The organism is Streptomyces lothianensis, from assembly GCF_047779955.1.
Classification (GTDB): Bacteria; Actinomycetota; Actinomycetes; order Streptomycetales; family Streptomycetaceae; genus Streptomyces.
Genome location: NZ_JBLMKT010000039.1, coordinates 16439 through 28722, shown reverse-complemented (window position 1 = coordinate 28722; position 12284 = coordinate 16439). Strand labels below are relative to the sequence as shown.

At 72.1% G+C, this 12284-nt stretch carries 13 protein-coding genes; 6 read left to right on the top strand and 7 right to left on the bottom strand.

The features are described from left to right. Positions 1-87: 87 nt before the first annotated feature. Positions 88-1257 carry a steroid 3-ketoacyl-CoA thiolase gene (locus tag ACLF6P_RS14265; RefSeq protein ID WP_415950610.1) on the bottom strand — a complete coding sequence of 390 codons (1170 nt, stop codon included), beginning with the start codon at positions 1255-1257 and terminating at the stop codon, positions 88-90. Positions 1258-1667: 410 nt separating this feature from the next. Between ACLF6P_RS14265 and ACLF6P_RS14260 the strand changes: the two genes are divergently transcribed. Both ACLF6P_RS14260 and ACLF6P_RS14255 read left to right on the top strand, forming a co-directional pair. Next, complete coding sequence (locus ACLF6P_RS14260; protein WP_415950609.1) at positions 1668-3386, top strand: hypothetical protein; 1719 nt, start codon at positions 1668-1670, stop codon at positions 3384-3386. A 22-nt stretch (positions 3387-3408) separates the two neighbouring features. Further along, the gene (locus ACLF6P_RS14255; protein WP_415950608.1) at positions 3409-3957 is read left to right on the top strand and encodes an MOSC domain-containing protein; all 549 of its coding nucleotides are present in this window, start codon (positions 3409-3411) and stop codon (positions 3955-3957) included. Positions 3958-4095: 138 nt separating this feature from the next. Here ACLF6P_RS14255 and ACLF6P_RS14250 read toward each other — a convergent pair whose 3' ends face one another. After that, positions 4096-4488 carry a hypothetical protein gene (locus ACLF6P_RS14250; RefSeq protein WP_415950607.1) on the bottom strand — a complete coding sequence of 131 codons (393 nt, stop codon included), beginning with the start codon at positions 4486-4488 and terminating at the stop codon, positions 4096-4098. 44 nt (positions 4489-4532) lie between these two features. Between ACLF6P_RS14250 and ACLF6P_RS14245 the strand changes: the two genes are divergently transcribed. Continuing rightward, complete coding sequence (locus ACLF6P_RS14245; RefSeq protein ID WP_415950606.1) at positions 4533-4940, top strand: DnaJ family domain-containing protein; 408 nt, start codon at positions 4533-4535, stop codon at positions 4938-4940. Between the two features lie 167 nt (positions 4941-5107). On the opposite strand, the gene ACLF6P_RS14240 is transcribed toward ACLF6P_RS14245, so the two are convergent. Next, the gene (locus tag ACLF6P_RS14240) at positions 5108-6121 is read right to left on the bottom strand and encodes a peptidoglycan-binding domain-containing protein (RefSeq protein WP_415950605.1); all 1014 of its coding nucleotides are present in this window, start codon (positions 6119-6121) and stop codon (positions 5108-5110) included. Positions 6122-6356: 235 nt separating this feature from the next. Here ACLF6P_RS14240 and ACLF6P_RS14235 point away from each other — a divergent pair, with 235 nt between their 5' ends. Beyond that, positions 6357-8426, top strand: a complete 2070-nt coding sequence (locus tag ACLF6P_RS14235) for an MDR family MFS transporter (protein WP_415950630.1) — start codon at positions 6357-6359, stop codon at positions 8424-8426. 102 nt (positions 8427-8528) lie between these two features. Here the strand turns inward: ACLF6P_RS14235 and ACLF6P_RS14230 are convergent, their stop codons facing one another. The 3 genes from ACLF6P_RS14230 to ACLF6P_RS14220 all read right to left on the bottom strand — a co-directional run bounded on the left by ACLF6P_RS14230 (position 8529) and on the right by ACLF6P_RS14220 (position 9725). Next, positions 8529-9062, bottom strand: a complete 534-nt coding sequence (locus ACLF6P_RS14230) for a GNAT family N-acetyltransferase (RefSeq protein WP_415950604.1) — start codon at positions 9060-9062, stop codon at positions 8529-8531. Positions 9063-9065: 3 nt separating this feature from the next. Next, on the bottom strand, positions 9066-9401 hold the full coding sequence (locus tag ACLF6P_RS14225; RefSeq protein WP_415950603.1) for an antibiotic biosynthesis monooxygenase family protein: 336 nt from the start codon (positions 9399-9401) through the stop codon (positions 9066-9068). A gap of 84 nt (positions 9402-9485) precedes the next feature. Further along, positions 9486-9725 (bottom strand): DUF2277 domain-containing protein, encoded by a 240-nt coding sequence (locus ACLF6P_RS14220; RefSeq protein ID WP_415950602.1) that lies wholly within the window; start codon positions 9723-9725, stop codon positions 9486-9488. Positions 9726-10051: 326 nt separating this feature from the next. Between ACLF6P_RS14220 and ACLF6P_RS14215 the strand changes: the two genes are divergently transcribed. Then, entirely contained in the window at positions 10052-10630 is a 579-nt protein-coding gene (locus ACLF6P_RS14215; protein ID WP_415950601.1) for a TMEM165/GDT1 family protein, read from the top strand. A gap of 179 nt (positions 10631-10809) precedes the next feature. After that, positions 10810-11481 (top strand): HAD-IA family hydrolase, encoded by a 672-nt coding sequence (locus ACLF6P_RS14210; RefSeq protein ID WP_415950600.1) that lies wholly within the window; start codon positions 10810-10812, stop codon positions 11479-11481. Between the two features lie 151 nt (positions 11482-11632). Here the strand turns inward: ACLF6P_RS14210 and ACLF6P_RS14205 are convergent, their stop codons facing one another. Further along, complete coding sequence (locus tag ACLF6P_RS14205) at positions 11633-12271, bottom strand: DedA family protein (protein ID WP_415950599.1); 639 nt, start codon at positions 12269-12271, stop codon at positions 11633-11635. Positions 12272-12284: the final 13 nt, after the last annotated feature.

Genomic DNA, 12284 nt, shown 5'->3' with positions numbered 1-12284 from the left:
GGCGCGTGATCTTGCGCCGCGCCGTCCAGCACGGCCGCCCCTACGCCCGAGGGGCGGCCGTCGCCTCCTCCGGCCCGTGAGGGAGGCTCAGAGCCGTTGGATGATCGTCCCCGTGGCCAGTGCTCCGCCCGCGCACATCGTGATCAGGGCGAACTCCTTGTCGCGGCGTTCCAGTTCGTGCAGCGCCGTGGTGATCAGGCGGGCGCCCGTCGAGCCGACGGGGTGGCCGAGCGCGATGCCGCCGCCGTTGACGTTGACCTTCTCCAGGTCCTGTTCGAAGACCTGGGCCCAGCTGAGGACCACGGAGGCGAAGGCCTCGTTGATCTCGACGAGGTCGATGTCCTTGAGGGACATCCCGGCCTTGCCGAGCACGGCCCGGGTCGCGTCGATCGGCCCGTCCAGGTGGTAGTGCGGGTCCGCCCCCACCAGCGCCTGGGCGACGATCCGCGCGCGCGGCTTCAGCTTGAGCGCGCGCGCCATCCGCTTCGACGCCCACATGATCGCGGCGGCCCCGTCGGAGATCTGTGAGGAGTTGCCGGCGGTGTGGATCGCCGTGGGCAGCACCGGCTTGAGGCGCCCCAGCCCTTCCATCGTCGTATCGCGCAGCCCTTCGTCGCGGTCGACGAGCCGCCACATCCCCTGCCCGGCGGCCTGCTCCTCCTCGGTCGTGGGCACCTGGACCGCGAACGTCTCGCGCTTGAAGCGCTCCTCGGACCAGGCGATGGCCGCCCGTTCCTGTGAGATGAGGCCGAGGGAGTCGACGTTCTCGCGGGTGAGGCCGCGCTTGCGGGCGATGCGTTCGGCGGCCTCGAACTGGTTGGGCAGGTCCACGTTCCACTCGTCGGGGAACGGTTTGCCCGGCCCGTGCTTGGAGGCGGAGCCCAGCGGCACGCGGGACATGGCCTCGACGCCGCAGGAGATCCCGATGTCGATGACCCCGCAGGCGATCATGTTGGCGACCATGTGCGAGGCCTGCTGGGACGAGCCGCACTGGCAGTCCACGGTGGTCGCGGCCGTCTCGTACGGCAGCCCCATGGTGAGCCAGGCGGTCCGCGCCGGGTTCATCGTCTGTTCGCCGGCGTGGGTGACGGTGCCGCCGACGATCTGCTCCACGCAGTCGGCCTTGATCCCGGTGCGGGCGAGGACCTCGCGGTACGTCTCCCCGAGCAGGTACGCCGGGTGAAGGTTGGCGAGCGAGCCGCCGCGCTTGCCTATGGGGGTACGCACTGCTTCGACGATGACGGGTTCCGCGGCCATGAGCGCTCCTGCCTTGATTCCTCAAGTGACAGTGGGGTTCTTGCGGAGCGTCCCGGCACTCCGCAAGAACTAGTACGCGTTCTAGTTACGCTGACAGTCTCACGACTCCGCCCCGCCCACCGCAAGGGTCTTGCACGCACAGCCACGGTTCCTGCACGCCACTCACCCTCAAAAGACCTCTCCCCGACTCTTGCCAGAGGTAGAACTCGTTACTACGGGTACGGGACACCGTCGCACCACGGGCACGACGCACCGTCGCACCACAGGCACGGCGCACCGTTGGGCCGGACAAAACGCCCGGAACCGGGGGTCCGCTGCCCGAACGGATTCCGGCTGGCTAGCGTCTACGAGGTCGACCCCACCCGGTCGCCCCACCGACAGCCCGACAGCCCAGCCGAAAGCCCTCCGCCATGGCCCAGGACGCAGCCCTGTCCTCGCGCACCCCGTCGCCGGACGCGACGGCACCCGAGCGCGCCGCCCGGCGGGTACGCCACCGGGTGCCGCTGCTCTGCGCGCTCGCGCCGCTGCCGCTGTACGCGGTGTGGTGGGTGTTCTTCGCCAAGGGCGGCGGGGATCTCGCGGCACAGCAGGCCTGGGCAGATTTCTTCGCCGAGCACCCCACCTCCCCGTACAACCTCTCCTGGTACGGCGGTGTGCACACCGCCAACTACAGCCTGATCTCGCCGTTCCTGATGGCCGTACTCGGCGTGAAGACGGTGACGCTGCTCTCCGGTCTGGTCTCGGGCTGGCTCGGCGGGCTCCTGTGGGTGCGTACGGGCATCGCCCGCCCGCTGTGGCCGGCCCTGCTCACCTCGTACGCCCTGTGCTGCAACGTGATCTCCGGCCGCACCACCTTCGCGCTCGGCGCGGCCTTCGCGCTGGGCGCGTGCGTGCTCCTGATCGGCTCGCGGCGGCTGTGGTGGGCCGCGCTGTGTGCGGTGCTGGCGACGGCGGCCTCGCCGGTCGCGGGGCTGTATCTGCTCGTCGCGGGTGCAGCGTTCCTGCTCGTACGGGACTGGGGGCGGGCCCTCGCGCTCCTGGCGCCGCCGGTCGTGGTGGTCGGCGTGACGACGCTCCTGTTCCCCTTCGAGGGGGTGCAGCCGATGGGGTGGGGGCGGATCCTCGCGCCCGTGCTGTTCTGCGCGGCGGTGCTGTGGGCGGCGCCGGGCAGATGGCGGGCGCTCAAGGCGGGCTCGGCGGTGTACGCGCTGGGGGTGGTGCTCACGTGGGTGATCGCCTCGCCGATCGGTACGAACGTGGAGCGGCTCGCGCAGATCCTCGCCCCGGCCGTCCTGCTCGCCTGCCTGCCACCGAAGCCGGACGCGCCGAAGGCGGCCGGAGCGCGTACGACCGAAGCGCAGCCGTCCGAGCCGCAACCGTCCGCCCCGCAGCGTCGCGCCGGGCGCAACAAGCAGGTCGCGTACGTGCTGACCCTGGTGTTCGCGGTGTACTGGGTGACCCAGAAGGCCGTCGACGACATCGTCGTCTACACCAAGGTCCCGGCCTGGGCGCAGCACACCGACGGCCTGCTCACCGCCCTCGACCGGCTCGGCGCCGACCGTACCCGCGTCGAGGTGGTCCCGGCCCGCGACCACCGCGAGGCATCCCTGCTCGCCGGGCACGTCAACCTCGCCAAGGGCTGGAACCGGCAGGCCGATGTGCAGCGCGGGCCCCTGTTCTACGACGGATACCCGGGCGCCGGCGTCCCGGACGGCGCCTTCTCGCCCGAGGCGTACAAGGCCTGGCTGGACAAGTGGTCCGTGGGCCTGGTCGTCCTGCACGACGGCCGCCCGGACGGCCCCGCCGAACGCGAAGCCGCCCTGGTGCGGGACGAACCGGCGTTCCTCGAGCCGGTCTGGCACGACGCGCACTGGAGGGTCTACCGCGTACGGGACGCGCAGCCGCTGGTCTCCGCCCCCGCGGAGGTCATCCGCTCGGACCAGACCTCGCTGGTCGTACGGGCCGAGACGGCGGGCCCGGTGCGCGTGAAGCTCGCGTACTCGCCGTGGCTGACGACCTCCGGGGGCTGTCTGGCACGGGACGGGGAGTTCGTACGCCTGGAGGCCGACGGGCCGGGCGAGTACCGGATCAGTTCGACATACGGGTGGACACCGCCCAAGCGGTGCTGAAGCCCGACCGGGAGGGAACACGATGGAGATCAACGGGACCGTGACCGCGGTCAGCCGCAACGAGACGTACTCGTTCAGCAAGCCGAACCGCGAGAGCATCACGCTGCTCGCCGGCCTCGGAGTCCAGGGGGACGTGCACGCGGGGGTGACCGTGCAGCACCGCTCGCGGGTCCGGCAGGACCCGAGTCAGCCGAACCTGCGGCAGGTCCACCTCATCCACGAGGAGCTCTTCACGGAGGTCGCCGGGAACGGGCACGCGGTGGTGCCCGGCGCGCTCGGCGAGAACATCACCACCCGCGGGATCGACCTGCTCGGCCTGTCCACGGGCACCCTCCTGCACCTCGGCGAGGAGGCCGTCCTGGAGGTCACCGGACTGCGCAATCCCTGCGCGCAGATCGACGCCTACCAGGACGGGCTGCTCAAGCAGGTCGTGTTCCGTGACGGTCAGGGGCGGCTCGTGCGCAGGGCGGGCATCATGGCCGTCGTGCGCACGGGCGGTGCGGTACGGCCCGGTGACGCGATCAGGGCCGTACTTCCGCAGGGGCCGCACCGGCCGCTCGAACGGGTCTGACGCAAGGCGGGTCTGACGCAGGGCGGGTCTGACGCAGGGCGGGTCTGACGCAGGGCGGGCGCGAGGCCGGGCGGAGGGACGCAAGCCGAGCGGGACGCAGGGCGGCCGGGATACGGACCGGCCGCACCTGATCCGCTGTCACCGTTCGTGGTAGAAGCCCACGTTGACGCTGCGGCTGCTGCCGCGGTCCTGGATGACCACCTCGCCCGAGCCGCCGCCAGGCAGGACCATGGTGCCGCCGTACGCGAGCGGGTGCTGCTGCTCCCCTATGCGGACGCGGACCTCGGAGGCCGGATCGGGGTGCGAGCCGTGCAGCCAGGTCACCCGCCAGACGGCGTCGGGTCCACAGAGGAACTCCAGGTGCGTACGGGAGACGAACAACCAGTCGTCGGGCGGCGACAGCTTGCACGCCGTGCGGTCGCGGCCGACGCGCAGCACCGCCCCCGGCGTGCTGTCCGACTCGGCCATGACCATCCCGGCCGTGGCGTCCGCGTCCTCCTGGGAGACCGAGGCCATGGTGAGCTCGAGCACCTGCGCTCCTTCAAGTCACGTATTCGGTTTGCGAAACTGGAGGTATGACTGAGCGTAAACCCCCTGGTGTCAGCTTCGAGTCCTTTGTCGACAAGCAGATCCGCGAGGCCGAGAACCGCGGTGACTTCGCCCGGCTGCCGGGCGCCGGCAAGCCGCTGGACGGCCTCGAACGGCCGTATGACGAGCTCTGGTGGATCCGGAAGAAGATGCACCAGGAACAGCTCCCCGGTGCCCTGCCCCCGGCGCTCGCCCTGCGCAAGGAGGTCGAGGACGCCCTTGCCGCGGCGGCCGAGGCGCCCTCGGAGCGGGCGATCCGCGCGCTGTTCGAACCGATCAACGAGAAGGTCACCGCCTTCCTGCGCCGCCCGCCCGCCGGTCCGGCGCTCGGGCGGGGGCCGGTGGATGTCGACGAGGTGGTACGGGAGTGGCGTCGGCGGCGGGGCGAAGACTGAGCGGAGCCGGGGCCGGGCGCGGCGGCTGAGCGGAGCCGGGCGCGGCGGCTGAGCGGAGCCGGGCGCGGCGGCTGAGCGGAGCCGGGGCCGGGCGCGGCGGCTGAGCGGAGCCGGGCGCGGCGAGCTGCGGCCCTGCGGAGGGCGCGGCCCTGCGGAGGGCCGCGCGCCTACTGCCCCCGGCCGCCGTTTCCCGCGGTTCCTTCCAGCGCGGCGCGCGTCGCGGGGCCGTAGACGCCGCTGGGGTCGTCCTCGATACCGGCCCAGGCCTGGAACGTCGCCACCCCGTCCCGGGTCTCCTCGTCGAACTGCCCGTGCGGCTGCCCCTTGTAGGCCCGGAGGTCACGCAGCATCCGCTGCATCTGCCGTACATCGCTGCCGCTGTCGCCAAGCCGCAGGGCGCCGTCGTCCTGCGGCTGCGAGGTCTTCGGCGTCGTCGGGCCGGATGTTCCGGACGTTCCGGGCGTCGGGGCGGAGGTGCTCGTCTTCTCGCTCGGCGAGGCCGAGGGGGACGCGGACTCGGTGGGCGAGGCCGACTCCGAGGGCAAGGCGGACTCGGAGGCGCTCTCGCCGGGGGTGGGTGACGCGCTGTGCGCGGGCGCGCTGGAGACGATGTCCGGCAGCGCCTCGTCCCGCCGCTCGTCGTCCCCGTAGGAGGAGAAGGCGATCGCGAGTCCCGCCACCGCCACGACGGCGAGCGCGGCACCGCAGACCGTGAGCAGCGTCTTGCGCCGCCGGTCCCGCTCCGCGCGGCGCGCGGCACGTCCGGAGCCGGGCGTGCGGTGGACGAGCTGTTCCTCGTCCGGCGGCCCGCCCGGGTGGTCACCGGCCGCCGCTTCGGCGGGCGGCACGAACAGGTCCACATCGGCGGGATGCGGCTCGGTCGCCTCCGCTCCGGCCGGCCGGTGGTGGATGAGGGGCAGCCCGAGCGTGGCGTCCTCGCCGGCCGGCTGCTGCGCGGGGACCGGTTCACCGGGCGTCAGCGACACGTAGGGCCGTATGCGCAGCGGCTCGAAGCCCTCCGCCCCGGCCAAGCCCTCCGGCTGGGCAACCCCGGCCAAGCCCTCCGCCTCGGCGGCCCCGGCGGAGCGCTCCGCACGCGAGGCGTCGGCGGCCCGCTGACCGCAGCCGCACCGCGGCGCACCGGCGCCGTCCTCGGGCGTGCCGCAGTGCGGACACGTCATTCCACTCACCTCGCGGGTCCCCTCCTGAAACCGAGCCCTCTCCCCAGAGCTCCCAGCGATTATGCAGACCCGTGCCCACCGGGCACAGCGCCCCACCCGGCTCATCGGCACCGCATTCCCCTCTTCAACAGGCCATAACCGGCCAAGCCGCCCACGATGGAGGGAGATGGAGAGAGCCGTGCGCCCCCGGGGCGGCACGGCGGTGGGTCCCGGAGCGGAGCGCGAGGAGGCGTCGATGGCCCAGGACATGAGCGGCGCGGGCACGTCGGCGACGGCACCGGAACCGGGTGCCGGGCAGACGCAGCGCGGTGTCATGGTGTCGATCGGGGCGCTGCTGCTCGGCATGCTGCTCGCGGCACTCGACCAGACCATCGTCTCGACCGCGCTGCCGACGATCGTCAGCGACCTCGGCGGCATGCAGCACCTGTCGTGGGTGGTCACCGCGTACATGCTGGCCGCGACGGCCGCGACCCCGCTGTGGGGCAAGCTCGGCGACCTGTACGGGCGCAAGAAGCTCTTCCAGCTGGCGATCGTGATCTTCCTGATCGGCTCGGCGCTGTGCGGGCTCGCGCAGGACATGCCGCAGCTGATCGGCTTCCGCGCCCTGCAGGGCCTGGGCGGCGGCGGTCTGATGGTGCTCTCGATGGCGATCGTCGGCGATATCGTCTCGCCGCGTGAGCGCGGCAAGTACCAGGGCCTGTTCGGTGCCGTCTTCGGTGCGACGAGCGTGCTCGGGCCGCTGCTCGGCGGACTGTTCGTGGACCATCTGAGCTGGCGCTGGGTCTTCTACATCAATCTGCCGATCGGTGTCGTCGCGCTCGTGGTGATCGCCGCGGCCCTGCACATCCCGCACGCCGTTCGGCCGCACCGGATCGACTACCTGGGCACCTTCCTGATCGCCTCGGTCGCCACCTGTCTGGTCCTGGTGGCCTCGCTCGGCGGCACCACCTGGGCCTGGGGTTCGGCGCAGATCATCGGCCTCGCGGTGCTCGGGGCGGTGCTGCTCGTGTGGTTCCTGGCGGTGGAGCGCAAGGCCCCCGAGCCCGTGCTGCCGCTGCGTCTCTTCCGTATCCGCACGTTCACGCTGTCCGCGGCGATCAGCTTCGTCGTCGGCTTCGCGATGTTCGGTGCGATGACGTATCTGCCGACGTTCCTGCAGGTCGTCAAGGGCGTCTCGCCCACCATGTCGGGTGTGCACATGCTGCCGATGGTGCTCGGCCTGCTGCTTTCCTCGACCGCATCCGGCCAGATCGTCTCGCGCACCGGCCGCTGGAAGATCTTCCCCATCGCCGGCACCGCGGTCACCGCGCTCGGACTGCTCCTGCTGCACCAGCTGACGGCGGCCACCGGCAACTGGGAGATGAACGCGTACTTCTTCGTCTTCGGCCTCGGTCTCGGCCTGGTCATGCAGGTCCTTGTCCTGATCGTGCAGAACGCCGTGAGCTACGAGGACCTGGGCGTCGCCACCTCCGGCGCGACCTTCTTCCGCTCGATCGGCGCCTCCTTCGGCGTGGCAATCTTCGGCACGCTCTTCACCAACCGGCTCGACGACAAACTCAGCGACGCCCTGACGGGCCGGACCCTGCCCGAGGGGATCACCGTCGAGAACCTGGAGGCCGATCCGCACACCATCGCCCAGCTCCCGCCGGACCTGCAGCGCATCGCCGTGGACGGCTACTCCTCCGCGATCACCGACGTCTTCCTGTACGCGGTGCCGGTGGCGCTGCTCGCGTTCGCGCTGTCGTTCCTGCTGCGCGAGGACAAGCTGCGCGGCTCGGTGACCGCACCGGAGATCACCGAGACGCTCGCCAGCAACCCGGTGGAGCGCTCCTCGCAGGACGAGGTGCACCGGGCGCTGTCCGTCCTCGGCACCCGGCAGGGCCGCAAGCGGATCTACCAGGAGATCACCGCACGGGCGGGCGAGGACCTGCTGCCCGCGGCGAGCTGGATGCTGCTGCGCATCCAGCACTTCGGCCATACGGAACCGGCCGTGCTCGCCGAGAACACCACCGTGTCGCTCGCCCATATCCAGGCCGCGGCCCGCCAGCTGGAGGAACGCAGGCTCGCCAAGCGCGAGGGCCTGCGCCTGGTGTTCACCCCCTCCGGCCGCGCCGCCGCCGCCCGGCTCTGCAAGGCCCGCGAGGACTCCCTCGCGGAACTCCTCGGCGACTGGTGGGGCCCGGAACGCCCGCGGGACCTGGTCCGCCTGGTGGAGGAACTCAGCCTGGAGTTCTCCGGCTCCGACCAGGAGACCCCGGGCAACGGCCCCGTACCGCGTGATCATGCGGCACGGGTCACGCCCTAGGGCCTGTCGTCAAATTCCCGCCTGCCCGGCGGGAATTTGACGACAGGCCCCAGTAGCGGTGCGCGGGAGACGTGGGGCGGGCAGCGTCCGGGCGCGGCGGCGTCAGTTTGCGGGGAGCTCCTTCCCGTACCAGATCTCCGAGTACGGACCGGAGTTGTACGCCGGGATCTCGACGTATCCGTGCTTCGTGTACAGCCTGCGTGCCTCGATCAGGTCGAGGCGGGTGTCGAGCACGAGGCGGCGCGCGCCCCGTTCCCGCGCGGCCTCCTCGACTGCGCCCATCAGGGCCGCCGCCACACCCTTGCCGCGGGCGGCGGGCAGCAGGAAGACCCGCGTCAGCTCGCAGGTCTCCGCGTCGAGCCGCCGCACACCGGCCATGCCCAGGGGCTCGCCCCCGGACCGGGCCACGAGCAGCACGCCGTCCGGCGGCCGCAGCCCCTCGCCGTCCTCCTCGGCGATCCCCCGCTCCAGTTCGTCCGGCGGGGTCGGCTGCCCCGTCTCCTTCACGTACCAGCGGTCGCTGACCTCGGTGTAGTACGCGCGCCAGAGCAGCCGCTCCGCCTCGGAGCCGAGCGGCTCCGGGGCGATGGTGACCTCGGTATCCACGCTGTCCACGGTGACGTCGGGTTCGCGCATGGCTCAGGCGGACTTCGGGCCGGCCTGCTGCACGACCTCGAAGGTCCACACCTGCGAGCCGCTCGCCGCCGGCTTCGGGCGCTCGCCGCCCTCGGAACCTCCCCCGCCGCCCTGGTGCGCCGCCTTCATCGGCCCCTCCATCCAGGCCTGGAAGTCGGCCTCACTGCGCCAGCGCGTGTACACCAGGTACTGGTCGGTGCCTTCGAGCGGCTTCAGCAGCTCGAACCACTCGAACCCGTCGGAGCTCTCCACGGCCCCGGCCCGCGCGGCGAACCGCTTCTCCAGGGTCTCGCGCTGCTCGGCCGGCACGGTCAGGGCGTTGATCTTCACGATGCTCATGCGGTCCATCTTCGCGCAGCCGCCCGGAGTGGGACCGGGGAGCCCCCTGCTCGTGTCTCGGGTAGGTGCGGACCCGGCCGGGGATCAGGCGGCGTCCTTGTCCTTCGCGCCCGGCGATCCGCGTACGACCAGATCGTCGAGCAGTTCCCGGGTGGCATCGGCGACCGCGTCGACCGCGCGGTCGAAGACCTCGGCGTTGTGGGCGGCGGGGGCGCGGAAGCCGGAGACCTTGCGTACGTACTGGAGGGCGGCGGCGCGGATGTCGTCCTCGGTGGCGTCGTGTTCGAGGACCGGCGGGCGGAGGGTCTTGATGCTGCGGCACATGACCCCAGTGTCGCGCGAAGGGGCGGGGTGTGGGGGTCTCCTCGGGACTTCGGTCCCTGTCGGGTGCGGACGAGGGTCGCGTACGATGGGGGACGCAGAAGGGGAGTAGCTCTTCGCCGGACCGTCGACATACTGCCCGGCCGTCACTCGTGACGGGCTGGGCCGGCGCCCGGAGCGGATCTGCGAGTGCCTCACGTGGCACCGGGTCCGCCAGCGAGACCTTCGGCTCAGCAGTGCACCCGTGTGCCCCGGCACACCTCCGAGCGCTGCCGCGCCGAGGTGTCCGCAGCAGCTCTCGGTGGGGCAGCCCGACCGATTGAGGAATTTTGATCAGCCTGACCGTGACGGCGCTCGTCTTCGGCGTCGTCTTCCTTGCCGAACTGCCCGACAAGACCGCCCTCGCCGGCCTGGTCCTCGGCACCCGTTACCGCGCCTCGTATGTCTTCGCCGGTGTCGCCGCGGCCTTCGCGGTGCATGTCACGCTCGCCATCGCGGCCGGTTCGGTACTGACCCTGCTCCCGGACCGCCTCGTCCAGGCCGTCACCGGTGTCCTCTTCCTCGCGGGCGCCGTGATGCTGCTGATGAAGAGGTCCGAGGACGAGGAGGAGATCCGCAAGCCCGAGGACCAGTCGTTCTGGAAGGTCTCCGGGGCGGGTTTCATGCTCATCCTGGTCGCCGAGTTCGGCGATCTGACCCAGATCATGACGGCCAACCTCGCCGCCAAGTACGACGACCCGCTCTCCGTCGGCCTCGGCGCGGTGCTCGCGCTCTGGTCGGTCGCGGCGATCGGCATCATCGGCGGGAAGGCGCTGCTCAAGCGGGTCCCGCTGGCGCTGATCACCAAGATCGCGGCGGTGGCGATGCTGGCTCTGGCGGGCTTCAGTTTCTACGAGGCCGTGGCCTGAGGCCCTGGCCGGCAGCCGGTTCGCGGAGTCGTTCCCGCTGTTTGTATGCTGTAGGAACAAAGTGGCCTCCGCCCGCACCCCGACCGGCGGGCGGGGCCGCTCTGTTTCTTCGGTGGCCGCACCGGCCACCGTTTCCCGCGGCCCGGATCCGGCCGCGTCCCGAGCTCTGGAGAGCGCCGATGACGGCCACCGAGGCCCCCACCGTGCTGACCGCCCGCGCCCTGCTCCTCGACATGGACGGCACGCTCGTCAACTCCGATGCGGTGGTGGAGCGCTGCTGGCGGCGGTTCGCCGAGAAGCACCGGCTCGACTTCGACGAGGTCATGACCGTCGTGCACGGCCGCCAGGGCTACGCCTCGATGGCGGTGCTGCTGCCGGAGCGGCCCATGGAGGAGAACTACGCGGAGAACCGCGAGATGCTCGCCGCCGAGACCGCCGATGTCGAGGGTGTGGTGGCGATCGGCGGCGCGCCGGCGTTCCTGGCCGCGCTCGCGGACCTGCCGCACGCGCTGGTCACCTCGGCCGACACGGCCCTCGCCACCGCCCGTATGAACGCGGCCGGGCTGCCGATGCCCGGCCACCGCGTCACCGCCGAGTCGGTCGCGGCCAGCAAGCCGGACCCCGAGGGCTTCCTCAAGGGAGCCGGGCTGCTCGGCGTCGACCCGGCCGACTGCATCGTCTTCGAGGACTCGGAGGCGGGGATCGCCGCGGGCAAGGCGGCCGGGATGCGGGTGGTCGGCATCGGGCCGCGGGCCGCGCGCTACGAGCCGACCGTGCACGTCATGGATCTCGACGGGCTGAAGGTCACGGCGGCGGCGGACGGCTCGATGGAGCTGCGCTTCGCGGGCTGACAGCCCCTTCCGCGGACAGAAAGCAATCGCAGGCTGACGAAGCCGCCACACGGGGCCGCCGCGCCCACGGAGCCGGGCTCGCACCGCCCGTGCGCCCATTCAGCTCGTTCAGCCCGTGCGCCCCTTCAGCCCGTTCAGCCCGTGCGCCCCTTCAGCCCGCCGGGTCCGCCACCGGGGCCGGGCGTCGCATCCAGTACGCCGCGCCCGCCCCGGCCGCGAACAGCGCCGCGACCGAGACCGCAGTGGCGATCCAGTTGGCGCCCAGGAGCTGACCGCCGAAGTAGCCCAGGCCGACGCTGTACGTGGCCCATGCGATGCCCGCGAGCGCCGACCACGGCAGGAACTCGCGGACCCGCCGGTGTGCCGCGCCCGCGCCGAAGGACACCACGGACCGTCCGGCGGGGGCGAAGCGCGCGAGGATCACCAGGGCTCCGCCGCCCCGTGCGAGCGCGGCGCCGAGACGTTCCTGCGCGGTGGCGAGGCGGCGCGAGCGGGCCAGGGCACGGTCCAGGCGCGGCCCGCCGCGCCAGGCGAGCCGGTAGGCCGCGAGATCGCCGAGCACCGAGGCGGTCGCCGCGCACAGGGTGAGCAGCAGCAGGTCGGGGACGTCACCGACGACACGGGTCGCGGAACCGGCCGCGACACCCGTTCCCGCGGCGGCCGCGGTGGCCGCGGTGATCACCAGGAAGCCGCTGGGCAGCACGGGCAGGAAGACGTCGAAGAGGATCGACAGCGCCACGATCGCGTAGATCCAGGAACTGCCGGTCAGGGCCCCCACACTGTCCAGCACGAGTCCCCCTCCC

Excerpts from the sequence above, each read along its gene's own strand:
- ACLF6P_RS14265 (WP_415950610.1), bottom strand. The coding sequence starts at position 1,257 with ATGGCCGCGGAACCCGTCATCGTCGAAGCAGTGCGTACCCCCATAGGC.
- ACLF6P_RS14260 (WP_415950609.1), top strand. The coding sequence starts at position 1,668 with ATGGCCCAGGACGCAGCCCTGTCCTCGCGCACCCCGTCGCCGGACGCG.
- ACLF6P_RS14255 (WP_415950608.1), top strand. The coding sequence starts at position 3,409 with ATGGAGATCAACGGGACCGTGACCGCGGTCAGCCGCAACGAGACGTAC.
- ACLF6P_RS14245 (WP_415950606.1), top strand. The coding sequence starts at position 4,533 with ATGACTGAGCGTAAACCCCCTGGTGTCAGCTTCGAGTCCTTTGTCGAC.
- ACLF6P_RS14240 (WP_415950605.1), bottom strand. The coding sequence starts at position 6,121 with ATGACGTGTCCGCACTGCGGCACGCCCGAGGACGGCGCCGGTGCGCCG.
- ACLF6P_RS14235 (WP_415950630.1), top strand. The coding sequence starts at position 6,357 with ATGGCCCAGGACATGAGCGGCGCGGGCACGTCGGCGACGGCACCGGAA.
- ACLF6P_RS14230 (WP_415950604.1), bottom strand. The coding sequence starts at position 9,062 with ATGCGCGAACCCGACGTCACCGTGGACAGCGTGGATACCGAGGTCACC.
- ACLF6P_RS14225 (WP_415950603.1), bottom strand. The coding sequence starts at position 9,401 with ATGAGCATCGTGAAGATCAACGCCCTGACCGTGCCGGCCGAGCAGCGC.
- ACLF6P_RS14220 (WP_415950602.1), bottom strand. The coding sequence starts at position 9,725 with ATGTGCCGCAGCATCAAGACCCTCCGCCCGCCGGTCCTCGAACACGAC.
- ACLF6P_RS14210 (WP_415950600.1), top strand. The coding sequence starts at position 10,810 with ATGACGGCCACCGAGGCCCCCACCGTGCTGACCGCCCGCGCCCTGCTC.